Origin of the sequence: Marinomonas vulgaris, assembly GCF_018145875.1 — a bacterium.
Classification (GTDB): domain Bacteria; phylum Pseudomonadota; class Gammaproteobacteria; order Pseudomonadales; family Marinomonadaceae; genus Marinomonas; species Marinomonas vulgaris.
This window is the reverse complement of sequence record NZ_JAGSSV010000016.1, coordinates 1-19,823: the sequence shown is the minus strand read 5'-3', so window position 1 is coordinate 19,823 and position 19,823 is coordinate 1. Positions and strand designations below refer to the sequence as shown.

Sequence of the window (19,823 nt, the reverse complement as noted above, 5' to 3'; positions counted from 1 at the left end):
AGTCTCTAAAGGCGATGGATCAAAAGCGCGCCAGCTGTGCATTGGCTTCGTCCAAAGACGGCAACGATGGGTACGCACCCAATTTGGTCACTGAATCTGCACCGCATGCCGCGGCAAAACGAACAATTTCAACCAATTGCGCCGCTGGCAACTGTGCCAAAGACGCACGATCACCGCCTAGCTCTGCCAATTTATACAGCAAACCACCCACAAACGCATCGCCTGCGGCCGTGGTGTCTTTCACTTCTACTTTCGGTGTAACAACTTGGTGTTCGCCATGAGCGGCAGTGTAAAAGCGAATCGGGTTGCCGCCGTCGGTCAATACGAACAGGCTCACGCCCGCCGCTAGGCTTTCGTTGATCAGGGCAAAAGGATCGGCCGCCATTACGGCAAGCTCTTCCAAGCTGGCTTTAACTACGTCACCACTTTGCATCCAATCGATTACTCGCTGCGTGTCTACCTGACCATTGGGCCATAAGTTAGTACGCAAATTCACGTCGATGCTGACAATCCAGTTCGCCGCGCGCGCCATATTCACGCCCGCAATCGTCGCTTGGGTGATGTCCGCGTCGGTTAAGGTGTTAGAACAGGTGTGAAACACCCCTTGGCTGTCGGCGAACCAAGCGCCATCAAAATCGCTTTCACGGAACAAAATGTCCGCTGATGGGCTGCGATAAAACTCGAAGCTGCGCTCGCCAGTGTTGTCCAAACTGACAAACGCTAAAGCGGTTTTGGCCTCTTTTGTCATCAGCATGTTGGTGGTGTTTACCCCGTAGTCGTTTAACGAGGATTTCAAGAAATGACCAAAGGCGTCGTCGCCAACCTGCCCAACAAAGTGGCTATTGCCGCCCAAGCGCGCAACCGCTACCGCCACATTGGCCGGTGCGCCGCCAGGGAATTTTGTGAAGGATTCTAATTCCCCTGCTTGGGTCGCGCCGTTGGATAAAAAGTCGATTAGCGCTTCGCCAAACGCCATTACTTTAGTTGTCATGATGAGATTCTCTTTAAAATGCAGTTAGATTAAAAATTATGCAGGTCTATTGCTATTAAATCAATTTAATTTATTTAAAGCGCCACCAGCCTCAACCTTTGTGTGTGTATTGGTTCGCTGGTACCTTTCTTGTTAGACTCAAAAAAGATGACAGGCTACGGCCTAACAATAATTAAAACTCACCTTCACCGAGCAAAAGAATGACCCACGCTAAATCTATCTATGTTGTAGACGATGACGACGAAATTCGCACCCTGCTCAAAACCTATTTGGAAAAACACCAATTCACCGTGTTCACCGCGGAATCGGGCGAAGATTTTTTAGCGAGTTTCCGTGCCGAACAAGCCATCGACTTGGTGATTTTAGACATCATGTTGCCAGGCCAAGATGGCTTTTCTGTGTGTCGAGCCCTGCGTGCCCAATCGCAAGTACCGGTGATTATGCTGACCGCCAACTCCGATGAAATGGATCGCATCATTGGTTTGGAAATAGGCGCCGATGACTATCTTGCCAAGCCGTTTAACCCACGAGAATTGCTCGCGCGCATCAAGGCCATTTTGCGTCGTATGGAGCACACCGAAGTGGTCGAAAGCACCCCAGTGCCTCATCGTTTCTATCGCTTTGCGCAATTTACCCTAGATACGCTGTCACGCGAATTGCACGTGGAAGGCGAAAAAGAGTCCCTCTCGGGGGCAGATTACAACCTGCTCATGCTGTTTCTTAAACGCCCCGGCGACGTGCTCACCCGCGAACTCATTGCCGAAAACACCCGCGGCCGCGACAGCGCACCGTTAGACCGCTTTATCGACGTGCATGTGAGCCGTTTGCGCCAGCGTTTGCGTGAAGACGCTCGTCACCCACAACTGATCAAAACCGTGCGTGGTCAAGGCTATATTTTGACTGCCAATGTTGATGTGGTTGCCAGCGCCAATGCCGACTAACCCGCCTTCTTATCCGGCGTCGCGCTTCAAACGCTGGTCCCAATCGCTAACGGGGCAAATCTTGATCATTATGGCTCTGGGCGTGGCCAGCGCGCAGTTTATTAGCTCGACCATTTGGCTGCGTCAGCTCGAATCCGACACCGAGGAAAACGTCCGCGAAGTGTCGAAACACATGGCGTTTCGTATCGCTGCGACGGTCAGTTATTTCACCTCTTTGCCGACCAATTATCGCCACATTGTCATCGATCAGTTACAAGACATGGGCGGCACGCGGTTTTTTGTGACGCTCAACAAAGAAGAAATCCGCATCAACAATATTCCCGATTCGCCCCTTAAAGACATCGTTAAAAATCAGGTGCAATCGACGTTGGACAAACAACTCGGCATTCGTAACGCCAAGATCGCCTTTTCCGATCCAAGCGATTTGCACGTGATTAATAATCAAACTCGACTGGTGGATTTGCCCGAGCGCTGGGGACACCACAGCTTATTGGTCAAGCCACTCACGCCACCGATCATCGTCATTCAAATTCCCATTAACGACAAAGATTGGCTGTATTTGGCCAGCCTCATGCCCGACCCGTATTTCTTAGATGGCACCTCGGCGCTCAGCGGCGACCGCTTGTTTTCCATGGCCATGTCGGTGATTACCGTGCTCTTGCTGACCGTGCTGATACTGCGACGGGTAACGCGCCCACTGGCCACCTTGGCGCGCGCGGCAGAGCGTTTTGGTCAAGGAGATTGGCAACCCATCAAAGAAGTGGGTAGCGTCGAGGTGCGTAATACCGCCAAGGCGTTCAACGAAATGCAACGGCGCATTCAGCGCTATTTAAACGACCGAGAACGCCTGTTTGCGTCCATTTCTCATGATCTAAAAACGCCCATCACGCGGCTGCGATTGCGCGCCGAAATGCTTGACGAAGACGACACCCGCGACGCCATGATCCGCGATTTAGAAGATTTAGACATGTTGGTAAAAGGCGCGCTACAGAGCGTAAAAGAAACCGATATTCACGAAAATCGCGTCGAAGTGAACATTTCTCGTATGCTAAAAGACATGCAGTGCGCGGCTAACATACAAGGTACCAAACTGACCGTGGTGGGCGAATTAGCGCACCCGTTTATCGGCAAACCGCTGGCAATTAAACGTTGTTTGGGGAATCTGGTCGACAACGCCCTGTATTACGGAAATCGTGCCACCGTGTACATTGAAGACCATCAAGATGAGGTGTGCATTCGTATTTGTGATCAGGGGCCTGGTATTCCCATCGACAAAATCGACAAGGTATTTCAGCCTTACACGCGCCTCACGCCAGACCATTCCGGTCACCCCGGCGGCATGGGCTTAGGCCTGAGCATCGCCCGCAACATTGCCCGCGCCCACGGCGGCGAAGTCACCCTGAGCAATCATCTAGAGCAAGGTTTAGAAGCCAAACTCTGGCTGCCTCGTCATTAAGCTAACCTCTTTCGCCAATAGCGCCTTGCAAGACTTTGTTACAATAGGTTGCTCTACTTTACCCTCTTTTGTAACTTTCTTTGCTAATTTCTAATACTCGATTGCTCGCTTACCCTGATACATCAACAAGCTCGGTCGATACACAATAAACGCAATATCAAAACACGCTCTGTATTTGATTAGACGACATAACAATAACAAAGGTTACTATCATGAAAAAAATTGCTTTTGGTTTAACCACGGTTGCCCTATCTCTTGCCGCTGCGACAGCACAAGCTGGAGAAGTAGAAGTTTTACATTGGTGGACATCAGGTGGCGAAGCCGCTGCGATCAATGTGCTTAAAGAAGAAATGGTAGACGCTGGCCACACCTGGAAAGATTTCGCTGTTGCTGGTGGTGGCGGTGAATCCGCTATGACGGTTCTGAAATCCCGCGCCATTGCTGGCAACCCTCCTGCTGCTGCTCAAATCAAAGGCCCAACCATTCAAGAATGGGGCGAGTTAGGCTTCCTAACCAACCTTGACGATGTCGCTAAAAAAGGCGATTGGGATGTAATCCTTCCTGGCGTTGTCAGTGAAACAATGAAATACGATGGCCACTATGTTGCTGCTCCTGTCAACGTTCACCGCGTTAACTGGATGTGGGCCAACCCAGAAGTATTCCGCAAATCCGGCGCCTCTATCCCAACCACATGGGATCAGTTCATTACTGAAGCGAAAAAAATCAAAGCCGCGGGTTTCACTCCATTGGCTCACGGTGGTCAAGCATGGCAAGACGCCACCTTGTTTGAAGCCATTGCCTTGTCAAAAGGCTCTGCGTTCTACAACAGTGCTTTCATTAGCTTGTCTGACAAAACTTTGCGCAGCCAAGACATGATCGACGTTTTCTCTACGTTCAAGCAAATGCGTGAATTCGTTGACCCAGGTTTCTCTGGTCGCGACTGGAACATTGCTACCTCTATGGTGATCAATGGTGACGCTGCGATGCAAATCATGGGCGACTGGGCAAAAGGCGAATTTACCGCAGCGGGTAAAAAAGTCGGTATCGACTACGTGTGCTACCCAGCACCTGGCACCAGCGATGCATTCACCTTTAACATCGACTCTTTGGCCATGTTCAAAGTAGATGGCGATGAGAAACAAGCGGCACAAAAAGACTTGGCTCGTTTGATTCTAGAACCTAAGTTCCAAGAAACCTTCAACCTGAACAAGGGCTCTATTCCAACGCGTTTGAACATGTCTCGCGACAAATTTGATGCGTGTGCCCATTCTGCAATGGATTCCTTCCTAGCCAGCTCGACAACAGGCAAGCTTACACCAAGTATGGCGCACGGCATGGCCGTAAACTCTATGGTGCAAGGCGCAATCTTCGACGTGGTAACGAACTTCTTTAACGACGAATCCATGACGTCAAAAGAAGCGGTAGACAAGCTAGCACGTGCCGTAAAAGCCAGCATGTAAGATCGACTCGGCGGACACCGTTTGCCGTTCGTGCTTGAGGCTGGCTTTAGGGCCAGCCTCTTTCTAACCCTCCTTCTTCTATAGTGAAGCATCAATTATGAACACAAAAGCCGCTAATTCTGGGTCAGGACCGACTCAGTCAGGGCGTCCTGCGCGCCTCAGCTTGGCCGATTGGATGCCAAAAATCGTCATGGCGCCCACCGTCATCGTCACCCTCGTGTGTATTTACGGTTACATGATTTGGACCGCCATACTGTCGTTTACCGGTTCACGCATGTTGCCCTCGTACAAGTTCGTTGGGTTTGACCAATACGAGCGCTTGTTTAATAACGACCGATGGTTGGTCGCGCTAAGCAACCTTGGGGTGTTTGGTGGTTTGTTTATTCTTATTTGTTTGTTTCTCGGTGTGACCTTGGCGATCTTTTTAGATCAAAAAATTCGCGCGGAAGGGGCGATTCGTACCATTTACCTTTACCCAATGGCGATCTCTTTCATTGTGACGGGTACCGCTTGGAAGTGGTTGTTAAACCCCACCAACGGCTTCGAAAAAATGATGATTGATTTTGGTTTTGAAGATTTCAAATTCGATTGGCTGATTAACCCAGACATGGTGGTGTATTGCTTGGTGATCGCCGCCGTATGGCAAGCATCAGGCTTTGTGATGGCGTTATTTTTAGCGGGACTTCGCGGTGTGGATGGCGATTTAATCAAAGCCGCTCACCTCGATGGTGCCAGCACCTTCACCACGTACCGTCGTATTATTTTACCTTCGTTAAAACCGGTTTTCTTCAGTGCCTTGGTGATCTTGTCGCACATTGCCATCAAGAGCTTCGACTTGGTAGCGGCGCTCACCAATGGCGGTCCAGGTTATTCGTCGGATTTGCCCGCTAACTTTATGTACGCACACACCTTTACCCGTAGCCAAATTGGTCTCGGTTCCGCCTCAGCCATGGTGATGCTGGGCTGTGTGTTGGCGATCTTGATCCCTTATTTGTACTCAGAATTACGAGGTGAACGCCATGAGTAATCCATCTGTTGGCCGCAAAAAATCTGGCCTAGACAAACTATTGCGCGTCGCCTTGTACACTGTGTTGTTAATTGTGGCCGCGTTTTACTTAATGCCGTTCATCGTGATGCTGTTGACCTCATTCAAAGACGTGGAAGAAATTCGTACCGGCACCTTATTATCGCTGCCGTCTGTGCTGAACTTCGAGTCATGGAGCAAAGCTTGGTCGAGCGCCTGTACGGGCAGCAGCTGTGGCGGGATTTCACCTTATTTTATGAACTCCTTCCAGATCGTGTTGCCCGCGGTGGCGATTTCGACCTTGTTGGGCGCGATCAACGGCTACGTGATTTCCCTATGGAAATTCCGCGGCAGTGATTTGTTTTTCGCTGCGTTGTTGGTGGGCTGTTTCATTCCTTTCCAAGTGATCTTGCTGCCCATGGCGCGCACCTTGGGTTGGTTGGGCATTGCGAATACAACAACCGGTTTGGTGTTTGTTCACGTGGTGTATGGGGTGGCGTTTACCACCTTGTTCTTCCGTAACTTTTACCAGTCCATTCCGGGGGAATTGGTCAAAGCGGCTCGCCTTGACGGCGCCGGTTTCTTCACCATTTTCTACCGCATTATTCTACCGGTATCGACGCCCATTATTGTCGTCACCATCATTTGGCAGTTCACACAAATTTGGAACGATTTCCTCTTCGGCGTGGCGTTTTCGGGCTTTGACACCCAGCCTGTCACCGTTGCCTTGAACAACCTGGTCAACACCAGCTTTGGTGGCAAAGAATACAACGTTGATATGGCCGCGGCCATTATCGCAGCATTACCAACACTCGCCGTCTATGTGTTTGCTGGTAAATACTTTGTGCGTGGCTTAACCGCTGGCGCCGTGAAAGGCTGATTACAACCCTTATTTGGAGTACTAACATGGCGAATCTTGTCATTGAGAATGTAAAAAAACGCTACGGCAACACAGAGATTTTGAAAGGCATTAATATTTCCATCAAAGCAGGCGAATTCCTGATTTTGGTGGGCCCATCCGGTTGTGGTAAATCTACCCTGATGAATTCCATCGCAGGCCTAGAAGACGTGAGCGAAGGCCGCATCCTAATCGCCGATAAAGACGTGACCTACACCAGCCCAAAAGACCGAGACATTGCGATGGTGTTTCAGTCTTACGCTTTGTACCCAAACATGACGGTAGAGCAAAATATCTCGTTTGGTTTGGAAATGCGCAAAGTCCCGAAAGCCGACCGAGACGTTGAAGTTCAGCGCGTGGCCGACATGTTGCAAATCAGCCATTTATTGGATCGTAAACCGGCGCAACTGTCTGGTGGTCAGCGTCAACGTGTGGCCATGGGCCGTGCTTTAGCTCGTCGTCCACAGCTGTATTTGTTCGATGAGCCACTGTCTAACCTCGACGCCAAATTACGCGTAGAAATGCGTACTGAAATCAAAAAGCTGCACAAAAAACTGGGCACTACCATTGTGTACGTGACCCACGATCAGATCGAAGCCATGACGCTCGCCGATCGCATCGCGGTGATGAAAGACGGCGAAGTACAACAACTAGGCTCGCCACAGGAAATTTACGACAATCCAGCCAATTTGTTCGTGGCCGGTTTCATGGGCTCGCCTGCAATGAACTTTGTACCAACGAAAGTCGTCGAACAAAATGGCGTGCCCATGTTGGAACTGGCCACCAGCACGACCGTCGCTTTGCCGTTCCCAAAAGCCGAGTCACTAAAAAGTCACCTTGGCAAAACTGTACTGCTGGGTTTACGTCCTGAAATGATCACCGAACCACAGCCTCACAAAGAGGGTCAACCGTTCGTGACCACTACCGACATTGAAGTGGAAGTCACTGAGCCAATGGGCGCCGACACCATGATTTTGACCCGCATCAACGACGCCGAAATCAACTGTCGCTCGAACCCCATGTACTCCGCTGAGGCCGGTGCCATCATTAAAATGATGTTCGACACCTCCAAAGCCGTGGTGTTTGACCAAGAGTCTGGTCAACGTCTTGACCTGTAAAACAGGTCAGACAATAAAGTATTGATGTAAGGGTTTGGCTTTTTTAAGCACGCCTGCGCCGGAGACTTGCTCCCGACGCAGGCTTTTTTTTGTTTAAAACGCCAGCAGAAAAATATAGTGTTCAATGTCACTGTCATTTCATCGAGAACACACCATGGCCCAAGTAGAGCAAAACCTCAGAAAAAACCCGATAGATTACGCCTGTCGCCGCACGGCCTTAGGGTGGATGATCATGGCCACCACAGAAAAAGGCGTCTGCTGTGTACAATTTGGTGATGACGAAGCGAGCTTGGTGTCCCTACTGAATAACGAATTTCCAAATGCTCAACTAAGACCATCCAGCGCTCAAACATTCCCAGCTCTAGCAAATTGGATAGACGCTCTGGAACGTCATGTTTCCGCCAATGAACCCCGCCCTGACTTACCCCTCGACCTTCACGGCACCGACTTTCAAATGCAAGTTTGGCAGAGCTTATTAACGATACAAACGGGCGACACCCGCAGCTATGGCGAACTCGCCGCCCAAATCGATCGACCTAACGCCGTACGCGCGGTCGGCACAGCCTGCGGTAAGAATCGTATTGCGGTATTAATTCCCTGCCATCGGGTGTTACGAAGCGACGGCAATCTTGGCGGCTATCGCTGGGGATTGGAACGCAAACAAGCACTGCTTGATAAAGAAAGCGACGGATAAAACCAAGATATTGCACAAATGGTCAAAATTAACCCTCCGTCGCTCGAACTTGTCATCAATATGGGATACATTTTCATAACCTAACTCAATAAGTCACTCCATAGTGTCGTTGAGTTATGCCAATACTAAGCTCAGCTGACTAATATCATGTAAGGAACCAAACCATGAAGTTTACCAAGCGTATCACCATGCATCTTGCTATTGCAGGTGTTGCCTTGTCTGTCACCGCGTGTTCTATGATGGGCCCGCAACAGCCAGACTGGCAAGAAGACAAAGAATATCGCGTCACCATTTTGCACACCAATGACCATCACGGACGCTTCTGGCAAAACCGCAATGGCGAATACGGTATGGCCGCGCGCAAAACCCTGATCGACAACATTCGTGAAGAAGTCGCCCTGGACAACGGTAACTCCCTATTGCTCTCTGGTGGCGACATCAACACCGGTGTACCAGAGTCCGATTTGCAAGACGCTGAACCGGATTTCCGCGGCATGAAGATGCTCAAATACGATGCCATGGCGCTGGGCAATCATGAGTTTGACAACCCTTTGTCGGTGTTAAAAAAACAACAAGAATGGGCAGGGTTCCCTTTCCTATCCGCCAACATTCTGGATGAAAAAACCGGCAAGCCACTGTTTGATGCCTACAAAATTTTCCAAGCGGATGACTTAAAAGTCGCTGTCGTAGGCTTTACCACCGACGACACCATCAAGCTGGGTAACCCAGAATTCCTTGATGGCATTAAAATCGAATCGCCCATCGAAGTAGCGAAAACCTTGATTCCCAAGCTGCGTAAACAAGCGGATCTCGTCATCGCCGTCACGCACATGGGACATTATAAAAATGGCGAACACGGCGGCAATGCACCGGGCGATGTTGCCCTAGCACGGGCGGTTCCGGGTATTGATGTGGTCGTTGGTGGTCACTCACAAAACCCATTATTTGAACCAGACGAGCAGAACGGCACCTTAATTTTACAAGCCCACGAATGGGGCAAGTATGTGGGTCGCTTAGATTTCATCTATAAAAACGGCGACATTGTGGCGTCTGAATACCGACTCATTCCCGTCAACTTGAAGAAAAAGATCAAAGACGCGGAAGGCAATTCGGTACGTGTTTTCTTAGAAGATGAGATTGCTCAAGACCCAGCTATGTTGGAAATGCTCACCCCTTTCCAAGAGAAAGGTCAAACTGAGCTCAACGTGGAAATTGGCTTCTCCGATGTGGATTTTGTCGGTGAACGCAGTATTGTGCGCAGCGAAGAAACCAACCTAGGCAACTTGATTGCCATCGCCATGAAAGACAAGGTCAACGCAGACATTGGCATCATGAACTCAGGCGGTATTCGCGACAATCTAGAAAAAGGCGTCGTGACTTACAAGAGTGTGTTGAAAGTTCAACCGTTTGGCAACATGGTGTCTTACGTGGATTTCACCGCCGCTGAACTGACAGATTACCTTTCTGCTGCAGCAGCCAAACAAGCAGGCACCGGCGCTTTCGCTCAATTTGATGGCGTGTCTTTGACGTTAGTGGGCGACACCGCCACCAACATCATGGTCAACGGCGAAGCGCTGGATGCGAACCAAACCTACCGCATCGCACTGAACAATTACACCGCTTCTGGCGGTGACGGTTACCCTAAAATTGTCGATCACCCAAATTACGTCAACTCAGGTTACGTGGATGCGGATGTGATGGTGGAATACATTCAAAACCATTCGCCATTAAAAGCCGCTGACTTTGCACCAACGGGCGACGTTATTCGTTAATGCGCTCACATACGTGAACATGACAAATGCTTCGTCATAACAAAAACAGAGTAAGCCCTTCGCTTACTCTGTTTTTTTTGGCCATACTTTCTTCGTTTCATGTGGCTTTCTATCAATATGAGTCTCTTGATCCACTTTATTTCGCTAGATAATGAAAATATCGCTTCTTTAAATTAGATATATCTAATATTATAGTATCAATGTTACTCTATAACGCTTAGAGTATTTTTTAGTCGTTCAGATAAGGAAAGTTGTTATGAAAGCAAACGTCGGTGGCATAGACAAAGCATTGAGAATCATTGTTGGCGCGGCGCTGATCGCCTTGGCGTTCACTGGGGTCATCGGTGTATGGGGTTATATTGGTGTTGTGCCTTTGTTAACAGGCCTGTTTAATTTCTGTGGCTTGTATACCTTGCTAGGCATCAACTCCTGTAAATTGCCTCGCAAGTAGATACGAAAGGCGCATGATGCGCCTTTTTCATCTCTCTTTTAAGGCAATCGCTTATAAGTAAGCGTCCAAGTTAGAGGCGTGGGCAATTTTTCCGATTCAAGCTTGGCCGTGTAACGTAATTCGTTGTCTCCAAGGCGCTGCCACGTATTAGTGCGTTTACCTCGCTCCGACTCTACAATGACCACCACGGAGTTCGCACCTTGCTGATAGGTGCCAAGAATATCCACGCCCTCTTCATCGGTTTTGATCCAATCCCTTTGAGCAAGTACAGGTACGGCATCGACTTCTGCGTCGTCACATTGCCAGTGAAACGTGGTATTTTGCCAGCCCAAACGCCACTGATCACATATCTGCGTTTGTTTGCGCAGTACTGGCTTGGCCAAAGCGCGGATGAAAAAGTTCATTTCTTTCGCGACGGTTTGCACCGCGGCTTCTAAAGTGGCTTGGGTGTTTTCGGCGTTTTGTAATTGCCATTGACCCGCTAAGTTCAGCTCATTCGCCTGCACCGATGCCGATAAACTGACGCCCATCACAGCACTCGCCAGACTCACTTTTACTAATTGACTCACCTTGCTTCTCCTTATTGTTATTGTACAAAGAATAATCGCAGAGATGAGCCACCTTGTGAGGCGCAAAAACACCCACAATGACTGACATTTAACGCCAACTCTTAACAAAAAAATCCAGCCGAAGCTGGATTTTTATACCAACATAGATTGTTAGGCTTTTATTTATCGAACAAGGCGGCTCGTTGTGCTTCGATGATTTCAGCAATGCCCTTGCGCGCCACTTTTAACATGCCCATCATGTGTTCGTCGCTAAACGCTTCGCCCTCAGCGGTGCCTTGAATCTCAATGAAGCCGCCCTTGTCGTTCATAATGACGTTCATGTCCGTTTCGGCGTTAGAGTCTTCTGGGTAATCCAAATCCAATACCGGAACGCCTTTGTACACGCCCACGGAAATTGCGGCAATTTGCGACACAATAGGGTTCTGTTTGATTTTTTTGTTTTCAACCAACACTCGCATGGCATCCGCCAACGCCACGAAACCACCGGTGATCGATGCGGTGCGTGTGCCGCCGTCGGCTTGAATCACATCGCAGTCAATGGTGATGGTATTTTCGCCAAGCTTTTTCAAATCCACCGCGGCGCGCAAAGAACGACCAATCAAACGCTGAATTTCAACCGTGCGGCCACCCTGTTTGCCGCGCGCGGCCTCGCGGTCCATACGATTACCGGTGGAACGTGGCAACATGCCGTATTCGGCGGTAATCCAACCTTGTCCCTTGCCGCGCAAAAAGCGCGGCACACCTGGCACAACGGTGGCGGTACAGATGACCTTGGTATCGCCACATTCAATAAGAACGGAACCTTCCGCGTGCTTGGTAAAGTTGCGGGTAATTTTTAGGGGGCGTAATTGGTCTACTTCTCTTCCGCTTGGGCGCATACTGGCTCTCTCTGTTTGTTGCATCGTCATAAAGGCGCAATTATAACGAACTGGCATAAAATTGCGCCCCCAGCCTCAGGAAAGTCACGGGGAAACCCTCCACAAAGCAAACTGTCGAAGCCTGCTGGGTTAGGCTACAATGCGCCTTTAGTTTTTTAATTTGCCTTACTTTAGGGATTCAACATGACCGCAAGCATGACCGCCTTTTCACGCCAAGAAGCCGTATACGACTGGGGCAGCATCAGCTGGGAAGTGCGCTCCGTCAACCAGCGCTATCTAGAGCCTAGCTTCCGCTTACCAGAAAATTTTCGTGAATTGGAATTTGCTTTTCGCGACGTGCTGCGCAAACGACTCAATCGCGGCAAACTCGAATGCCAGCTGCGTTTTCAAGCAGTCGATAAGGCCGCCACCAGTCTAAAAATCAACTCGGACAACGCCCAGGCACTGGCCAGCGCCATCGATTCGCTCGGCACCTGGTTTAAAGACCTCGACCCAGCCAACCCTCTCGACATCTTGAAATGGCCGGGCATCTTGAGTGAAGAAGGCACCGACTTCGACATGATGAAAAAAGCCGTCGTCGCGCTGTTTAATCAGGCTGTTGAAGAGCTGATTCAAGTCCGACTACGCGAAGGCGCAGAGCTGAAAGACATCATCGAACAACGCCTCGACGCCATCGATGCCATCGTAGTAGAAGTGCAAGCCAACCTACCTAAAATCATCGCCGCGCAAAAACAAAACCTGCTCGACAAACTGGCCGCCGCCAAAGTCGAACTGGACCCAATGCGCGTGGAAGCAGAAATCGTCATGCTGGCACAGAAAGCCGACGTGGCCGAAGAACTAGACCGCTTAGCCACCCACACCAAAGAAGTACGCCGTCAGCTGCAACAAAAAGGCCCCATTGGCCGCCGCCTCGACTTCTTAATGCAAGAACTCAACCGCGAAGCCAACACCCTATCGTCGAAATCCATCGTCGTTGAAACCACACAAAGCGCCGTGGAACTGAAAGTTCTAATTGAACAAATGAGAGAACAGATCCAGAATATTGAATAATCACAAAAATAAAAGGTGGCACAATGCTGAATAGAAAGGATCTAACACACACACTAAGGCAGTTAATGCCAGAGGTTAGATTGGTCTATTTGTTTGGCTCGCAAGCAGATGGCAGTGCCGGCCCTTCAAGTGATGTCGATATTGCCGTGCTGCTCGAGAAAAAATTAGACTCAGTAGCACGTTTCGACCTAGAGCAAATCCTTGCCATCAAACTCGATAAGGATGTCGACTTGGTAGACTTATTAACCGCTTCAACGGTCTTACAAAACCAAGTCATCATGAATGGCGAGCTACTTTTCGGCAGCGAGAACGAACAAGCTAAGTTTGAAATGCAGATCATGTCCATGTATCAGCATCTAAACGAAGAACGGGCAGACATTTTGCAGGAGTACTTAAAATGAACGACTCAGTACTCAATAAGCTAGCAACGGTTGATCGCTGTTTGAAACGCATTCGAGACGTTTACGCTATAGCAAAAAAGAACTTCGATACAGATTACACCAGCCAAGATTCTATAATTCTGAATCTTCAGCGCGCCTGCGAATCCAGCATTGATGCGGCTAATATACTTAACAAGCAGCACCAAACAGGCATCCCCCAAAGCAGTCGCGACAGCTTTGAATTACTCAAAAAAGCCGGTTTTATTTCTGCGCCTCTCGCGTTAAGTCTTCAGAAAATGGTTGGCTTACGTAATATTGCAGTTCATGACTACCAAACACTTAACCTCGATATCGTGAAACACGTAGTAGAACATAGGCTGAGTGACTTTGAAGAGTTTGTTGAGGCCGTTAAAAAACAGCTTAGCCCGCGTTAACTTCGCCACTTGTTGCCACATAAAGTTCGGCATGGGCTATTTGGGCAAACGCAAAATCCGCTGCTGACGATCTGAATATGTTGGTGTGGTGGATGATCGTGTGGTTGGGTTCGTCGTTTCTATGTTTTTCAAAATAAGTCTCACTGATCTATTAAGCTCTTAGGAGTTTGCCCCCCATTAGTATTAAAGAGTTAAACGGACGCAGTAGGCAGATAAATGCCCCACTTTTGGTGGGTCGCATAGATTGAGTGTTGGTATGCGATGACATGCTCGTTAAATGGATGCGGACTATAAGTAACATCGTAAAAAGGTGCAGGATTCCATTGACCGTCATCAGCTTGCAAAAACGCCCAGTTTTTACTGTGGTCATCTTGGTTAGAAGACAGTAGGTTAAAAATAGCGCGACGAAAACTGACGAATTGCTGGTGAAAATCGCCCGCATGTCCAGCGTCAAAATATTCGTACTACTTCTTGTTGACGCTTCTTACTCAAAACCCTGTTTTGATAAATGTCATGTGTTAAGTCTTTTTATATCGAAAATTCAATTTTTTCCCCCAAGGCTAGCTCGTCGTCCTTATATAAAGTTAAGTCTAGTCTGAACTTCTGTTAATATCGCTCACCTAAAAAAAATAACGCTGGAGTAACTAATGAACATCAAAAAATGGCTAGTATTAAGTACGGCTTGTTTAAGCTTAGGGGCTGCCCCTGTTTTTGCACAAGAAACCCGTGAATTTTCGGTTTCTACTGTTTTATCGGACGCCTTTCCTTGGGGACAAGCAGCCAGTAAATGGGCTGAGTTGGTAGAAGAACGTTCAGAGGGTCGTATTACGCTAAAAGTTTACCCTAATGCCCAATTGGTATCAGGCGATCAAACCCGTGAATTTTCTGCGATGCGCAGTGGCTTAATTGATATGGCCGTTGGCTCAACCATTAACTGGTCTACTCAAGTACCAGAAGCTAACCTTTTCTCATTGCCTTTCTTAATGCCTGACAACGCGGCGGTGGATGCGATTACCCAAGGTAAAGCAGGCCAAATGGTTTTTGATGCCGTTGAAAAACGGGGTGTTGTTCCTTTGGCTTGGGGTGAAAATGGCTTTCGTGAGTTATCTAACTCGCGCGGTGTTTTAACTCAACCAGCGGATTTAAACGGCTTAAAAGTTCGTGTTGTTGGTTCGCCACTGTTTCTAGATACCTTTAATGCACTGGGTGCTAACCCTACCCAAATGAGCTGGACAGATGCGTTACCTGCCTTAACAACAGGCGCGGTTGATGGTCAAGAAAACCCTCTCTCGGTATTTGATGTAGCGCGTGCCGATCGTGCTAATCAGAAATACCTAACGCTTTGGCACTACATGAATGATCCACTTATTTTTGGTGCGAGTAAGCGTGTTTGGTCTAAATTATCAGCGGCAGATCAACAGCTGTTAAAACAAGCCGCCTATGATGCTGGTCAGTGGGAAATTGCTAAATCACGTGCCGATCTAGATGCCACACTGCAATCTATTCGTGACCGTGGTGTAGAAGTGACAGAGCTTACGCCTGAACAACACCAAGCTTTTGTTACTGCCACTCAAGGCGTCTACAAAAAATGGATACCAAAAATTGGTGAAGACTTAGTAGAAGCCGCACAAACAGCCATTAACAATCGCTAGTTCATAACGGCTGTTTAAGGATCAAAAACTCACTCAAGGTTAAATATAAATGCTTAACCTTGAGTATTTAACAACTGGCTTTACATCATGTCAAAAAATACTTTTTCACTTGAATCCTGGTTAGGAATCATTGCCTTAGGGTCTATTTGCATCATCAGTTTGGCTAACGTATTAGTACGTTATACAACCAATGCTTCTTTTGCTTTTACTGAAGAATTCTCAGTGTTTCTAATTGTCATATTGGCTTTTTCAGGCGCCGCAGTTGCCGCAAAAAGTAATGAACATATTCGCGTTACTCTACTAGAAAAATATTTGGGTCCAACCGGTCGTCGCATTGTCTATGTTATACAGTGGTTAGGCAGTCTTATCGTGCTTAGCTTAATTGTTTGGTATGGGGGCTTATTAACTTATGAAGAGTTTACGTGGGAATCCACGTCACCCGGTTTAGGTTACCCTACTTGGATCTACTTAATTTGGTTACCGCTACTTGCCGTTGCTATTATTTTTCGTAGTACTCAGAACCTAGTCAGCCGTTTAAAGCAGGATGATTATTCAGTAGAGGCACAGCAATGAGCCCTGATTTATGGATGTTAGTTGTTTTCGGGGCGTGTTTATTCCTAGGTATGCCCGTCGCTTTTGCATTAGGGTTAGGCGGCGCAGCAGGTATAGTCACCGGGTTATCTCCTGATATGTTGGCCACATTAGGAACGAATACGTATAACAGTGTGGCGAAATACCCACTGATTGCGATTCCGTTATTTATTTTAACAGGGCTTATATTTGAGCGGGCAGGTGTTGCCGCCAGTTTAGTTAATTTGGCGCAATCGTTGATTGGCCGTCGCTATGGTGGATTAACATTAGTGGCTGTTTTGGTCTGCTTAATCATGGGTGGCATGAGCGGCTCTGGGCCTGCCGATGCCGCCGCGGTTGCTATGGTGATGCTACCAAGTATGACCAAAGCAGGATACCCTCGCCCTTTTTCAGCGTCTTTGATTGCTGCGGCCTCTTCTACCGCGATCCTGATTCCACCTTCTATTGCGTTAATTTTGTACTCAGTGATGATTCCTGGTCTGGATTTACGAGCTTTATTTGCTGCGGGGTTATTTCCAGGGTTATTAGCTGGTGCCTCTTTATTAATACCAGCCTATTTTTTATCAAAAAGAAATGGTTGGGAAGCCCCTGATGCGGAACCGGATGCGGAACGCCTTTCCGTTAAAGAAAGCTTTATCAAAGCCATTCCGGCCTTATTAGCACCCATTATTATTTTGGGGGGATTACGTTCAGGATTATTTACCCCAACAGAAGCCGCCGTGGTTGCGGTAACCTATGGTTTATTCATTGGCGCATTTATTTATCGTTTGCTAACCCTGTCTAGCCTGTTATCACTGTTTAATGAAGCGGTGAAAATTTCGGGCATAGTATTGCTCATTATTTCTTTAGCGGGCATTTTTGCTTGGGCAGGCACAACGTTAGGGACATTTACACGTTTAGCGGATGTGATTCTTTCGATTTCAGATAACTCATTAACATTACTGCTTCTGGTTATGCTGCTTGTTTTGTTTGCCGGTATGTTACTGGATGCTATTTCGATTTACTTAATTTTAACCCCCATCTTAGTGCCTTTAATGACCCATTTCGAATGGAACCCCATTTGGTTTGGTATCTTATTAGCCATGAACATCGCCATTGGTCAGTTTACCCCACCTGTCGCCATTAATTTAATGGTCACCACGAAAGTGGCGAATATCCGCTTAGAGCAGACATTTGGTTGGGCGTTACTGTTTATGGTGACTATGTTCAGCGCTTTGTTGTTGGTTATGTTTTTCCCACAAATTGCATTGTGGTTGCCACAATACTTGGGGTATTCAATAACCTAAATAATCGGTTTCCTTTATCCATCAAAAATCGCTGTATTTTGCTTTTCAGCACTTTTCGCCTCTAAATAGGCTAATTTAACCTATTTAGAGGCTTTTGGTGAATCAACCTTGCTACACACTCTTCTTTAGGTAAAAAGTCACAAACATATAAGGTTAGCCAATCGTATGCGCCAGAAAGTGTGCGATACGTTAATGAGGCAGAGCTTTCTACTGACAAACTATCCGTCTCGTATAAAACAACTAAAAAACGACCAAGTCCTGCTCGATAAATTCTTTCAAAACTGCTATTTTCTAACCTTGACCGCAGCATGTAAATGGCACTGTGTTTTTATTACTCGCCACTAAAATATTTAGTAAAACCCACAGTTAAGTGGTAGACAATTTGTTGAGTAAATGGGTATTTTTGACCTTTTTGAGTCTAGACCGCTACCCAATCAGCATATTCAGGGGCATGTTTCTATCTGTAGTAAAGCCCTCGCCATTGTCCTTAATCAAAATATAGAAATGGTCAATATATGAATAGTAAAAAATCCATAACACGGTTATTTTATCTAAGAATAGTTGTTAAGAAAAAACTCTTTTTTCATTATTGTAAATAAGAATCAGCTTTTAAGCTGAACATACAAGAATTATTTATTGAGTAACAAGAATGATTTCCAAGATAATAAAGAAACTTAAAAAAAATACTCAACAGCGAAAAAAAATAATGCGAAATATGAGGGATATCCAGTCTCTTATCGATACGTCGATCAAAGTTGAGCAGTTGCAAGCATCAGCTTTGCATTCAACGTCTCCCTTAGTTTCTAATGCGCTTCATCTTAACAGTCAAGTTATCGTTAGTTTGACTACTTTCTCCACGAAAATTCACGAAGTACATCTAGCCATTGAATCTATCGGCGAGCAGTCAGTACAACCTAATAGAATTATATTATGGCTAGATGAAAATGAGTTTTCAGAAAAAAACCTACCAGAAATTTTACTTAAACAAAAAAATCGTGGTTTGGAAATAAATTTCTGTCCTAATTATAAGTCTTATAAAAAAATCATCCCAACGATACTGCTCTACCCTGATGCCTACATTATCACTATTGATGATGATTTTTTATATGCACCCGACACGATAGACATTTTGGTGCAAGAACAAAAAAAATCCCCTCAAAAAATAATTGGTCATCGCGCTCATAGAATTAAAATACTTGAAAACGGAAAACCTGATATCTATAAAAAATGGGGCTATGATATCCAAACAGATGAACCCTCTCATCAAATTATGCTAACAGGCTGCGGTGGTATCCTATATCCGCCGAATTCTTTGCATAAGGATACAGTAAACATAGAGCTATTCAGTAAACTTTGCCCAAATGCCGATGATTTGTGGCTTAAGGTCATGGCGATTAGAAACAATACTGAGTGCAAAAAAACAGGTTATAGCAGCGGTGGATTAGCTCTAAAAAACAACAGAAACATAGGACTCGCACAGCATAATATAAAAAATGGTGGTAACGACGTCCAGTTTGAAAAAGTTCTAGAACATTATGATATAATTTTTTCCTAACACTATATTTCAATAGGATTTTTATATGGTTATATTAGATAAAAAATCGTATTTTACATCAGGTGGAGCAAGAGATATTTATCTACATCCTGATGAAAAAGATAGATTTATAAAAATACAAAGAAACAATTCAAAAAAACAAAATTTAAATGAGAAGTTTTTTTTTGAAAGAAAATCAGAAAGTGAAATTATTCCAAAATATTATGGTTACATAGAGACTAATCTTGGTTATGGCATATCTGTAGAAATAGTAAGAGACGAAAATGGGGAAATATCATCTTCGTTGAAAGATCTCATAGAAAATAAAAAAATATCAAAATTTGAAGCTAAAAATTTAGTACACATCATTGAGAAAGAAAGTCTTAATAAAAACTTTCTTATCCATGATGGCGGTATCCAAAACATTTTAGTGAAAAAAATAAAAAATACTCTAAAACCTGTTTTAGTCGATGGGTTTGGCGCGAAAACAAATGGCCCAATCTATTATTTGAGAAGTAGATTTTCTTTTTTTGCGAAATTTAAAACACGAAAACAAATTTCTATAATGAGCGTCTTGCAAAACTTTCAACGGATCGTTTTGTGGATAACTTATCGCCCCCTTAGAGGCTGCTTTTTTACTCAGT

Annotated in this window: 20 protein-coding genes and 1 pseudogene; 17 read left to right on the top strand and 4 right to left on the bottom strand. The window is 46.5% G+C overall.

The genetic code is table 11. The features are described from left to right. Positions 1-19 precede the first annotated feature (19 nt). The gene (locus tag J9B83_RS11755) at positions 20-991 is read right to left on the bottom strand and encodes a carbohydrate kinase family protein (protein WP_211536940.1); all 972 of its coding nucleotides are present in this window, start codon (positions 989-991) and stop codon (positions 20-22) included. 200 nt (positions 992-1,191) lie between these two features. Between J9B83_RS11755 and J9B83_RS11750 the strand changes: the two genes are divergently transcribed. The 9 genes from J9B83_RS11750 to J9B83_RS11710 all read left to right on the top strand — a co-directional run bounded on the left by J9B83_RS11750 (position 1,192) and on the right by J9B83_RS11710 (position 10,805). Beyond that, positions 1,192-1,932, top strand: a complete 741-nt coding sequence (locus J9B83_RS11750) for a response regulator (protein ID WP_211536939.1) — start codon at positions 1,192-1,194, stop codon at positions 1,930-1,932. Further along, complete coding sequence (locus J9B83_RS11745; RefSeq protein WP_407944025.1) at positions 1,898-3,388, top strand: ATP-binding protein; 1,491 nt, start codon at positions 1,898-1,900, stop codon at positions 3,386-3,388. Before J9B83_RS11750 ends, J9B83_RS11745 begins: the two co-directional genes overlap by 35 nt. A 212-nt stretch (positions 3,389-3,600) precedes the next feature. After that, the gene (locus J9B83_RS11740; protein ID WP_211536938.1) at positions 3,601-4,848 is read left to right on the top strand and encodes an ABC transporter substrate-binding protein; all 1,248 of its coding nucleotides are present in this window, start codon (positions 3,601-3,603) and stop codon (positions 4,846-4,848) included. 97 nt (positions 4,849-4,945) lie between these two features. Continuing rightward, positions 4,946-5,875 (top strand): carbohydrate ABC transporter permease, encoded by a 930-nt coding sequence (locus J9B83_RS11735; RefSeq protein ID WP_211536937.1) that lies wholly within the window; start codon positions 4,946-4,948, stop codon positions 5,873-5,875. Then, positions 5,868-6,752: a carbohydrate ABC transporter permease gene (locus J9B83_RS11730; RefSeq protein WP_211536936.1), complete on the top strand. Its 885-nt coding sequence runs from the start codon at positions 5,868-5,870 to the stop codon at positions 6,750-6,752. Before J9B83_RS11735 ends, J9B83_RS11730 begins: the two co-directional genes overlap by 8 nt. Before the next feature lie 26 nt (positions 6,753-6,778). Then, on the top strand, positions 6,779-7,888 hold the full coding sequence (locus tag J9B83_RS11725; protein WP_211536935.1) for an ABC transporter ATP-binding protein: 1,110 nt from the start codon (positions 6,779-6,781) through the stop codon (positions 7,886-7,888). Between the two features lie 124 nt (positions 7,889-8,012). After that, positions 8,013-8,582 carry a methylated-DNA--[protein]-cysteine S-methyltransferase gene (locus J9B83_RS11720; protein WP_211536934.1) on the top strand — a complete coding sequence of 190 codons (570 nt, stop codon included), beginning with the start codon at positions 8,013-8,015 and terminating at the stop codon, positions 8,580-8,582. Positions 8,583-8,746: 164 nt separating this feature from the next. Beyond that, entirely contained in the window at positions 8,747-10,354 is a 1,608-nt protein-coding gene (ushA, locus tag J9B83_RS11715; RefSeq protein ID WP_328797734.1) for a bifunctional UDP-sugar hydrolase/5'-nucleotidase UshA, read from the top strand. Positions 10,355-10,610: 256 nt separating this feature from the next. Beyond that, on the top strand, positions 10,611-10,805 hold the full coding sequence (locus tag J9B83_RS11710; RefSeq protein ID WP_211536933.1) for a YgaP family membrane protein: 195 nt from the start codon (positions 10,611-10,613) through the stop codon (positions 10,803-10,805). 38 nt (positions 10,806-10,843) lie between these two features. Here J9B83_RS11710 and J9B83_RS11705 read toward each other — a convergent pair whose 3' ends face one another. Both J9B83_RS11705 and rph read right to left on the bottom strand, forming a co-directional pair. Then, positions 10,844-11,374 (bottom strand): hypothetical protein, encoded by a 531-nt coding sequence (locus J9B83_RS11705; RefSeq protein WP_211536932.1) that lies wholly within the window; start codon positions 11,372-11,374, stop codon positions 10,844-10,846. Positions 11,375-11,532: 158 nt separating this feature from the next. After that, positions 11,533-12,252, bottom strand: coding sequence for a ribonuclease PH (gene rph, locus J9B83_RS11700; RefSeq protein WP_211536990.1), 720 nt, complete (start codon positions 12,250-12,252; stop codon positions 11,533-11,535). Positions 12,253-12,435: 183 nt separating this feature from the next. Here rph and J9B83_RS11695 point away from each other — a divergent pair, with 183 nt between their 5' ends. From J9B83_RS11695 to hepT, 3 genes are read left to right on the top strand one after another with little or no spacing between them, the layout of a single operon-like run. Further along, positions 12,436-13,302, top strand: coding sequence for a YicC/YloC family endoribonuclease (locus tag J9B83_RS11695; protein ID WP_211536931.1), 867 nt, complete (start codon positions 12,436-12,438; stop codon positions 13,300-13,302). A 23-nt stretch (positions 13,303-13,325) separates the two neighbouring features. Continuing rightward, complete coding sequence (gene mntA / locus J9B83_RS11690) at positions 13,326-13,703, top strand: type VII toxin-antitoxin system MntA family adenylyltransferase antitoxin (RefSeq protein ID WP_211536930.1); 378 nt, start codon at positions 13,326-13,328, stop codon at positions 13,701-13,703. Continuing rightward, positions 13,700-14,116 carry a type VII toxin-antitoxin system HepT family RNase toxin gene (gene hepT / locus J9B83_RS11685; protein WP_211536929.1) on the top strand — a complete coding sequence of 139 codons (417 nt, stop codon included), beginning with the start codon at positions 13,700-13,702 and terminating at the stop codon, positions 14,114-14,116. Before mntA ends, hepT begins: the two co-directional genes overlap by 4 nt. Positions 14,117-14,370: 254 nt before the next feature. On the opposite strand, the pseudogene J9B83_RS11680 reads toward hepT, so the two are convergent. Then, positions 14,371-14,532 (bottom strand): annotated as a pseudogene (locus J9B83_RS11680) (HipA domain-containing protein); the annotation flags it as partial. A 231-nt stretch (positions 14,533-14,763) separates the two neighbouring features. On the opposite strand from J9B83_RS11680, the gene J9B83_RS11675 reads away from it, so the two are divergent. From J9B83_RS11675 to J9B83_RS11655, 5 genes are all read left to right on the top strand, one after another. Next, on the top strand, positions 14,764-15,768 hold the full coding sequence (locus J9B83_RS11675; protein ID WP_211536928.1) for a DctP family TRAP transporter solute-binding subunit: 1,005 nt from the start codon (positions 14,764-14,766) through the stop codon (positions 15,766-15,768). Between the two features lie 87 nt (positions 15,769-15,855). After that, entirely contained in the window at positions 15,856-16,341 is a 486-nt protein-coding gene (locus tag J9B83_RS11670; protein WP_211536927.1) for a TRAP transporter small permease, read from the top strand. Then, on the top strand, positions 16,338-17,645 hold the full coding sequence (locus J9B83_RS11665) for a TRAP transporter large permease (RefSeq protein ID WP_211536926.1): 1,308 nt from the start codon (positions 16,338-16,340) through the stop codon (positions 17,643-17,645). Before J9B83_RS11670 ends, J9B83_RS11665 begins: the two co-directional genes overlap by 4 nt. Before the next feature lie 649 nt (positions 17,646-18,294). Next, a complete protein-coding gene (locus tag J9B83_RS11660) occupies positions 18,295-19,200 on the top strand; it encodes a hypothetical protein (protein WP_211536925.1) in 906 nt (301 codons plus the stop codon). Positions 19,201-19,225: 25 nt separating this feature from the next. After that, positions 19,226-19,823, top strand: a 598-nt coding sequence (locus J9B83_RS11655; protein WP_211536924.1) for a YrbL family protein, incomplete at its 3' end; no start/stop codon positions are given.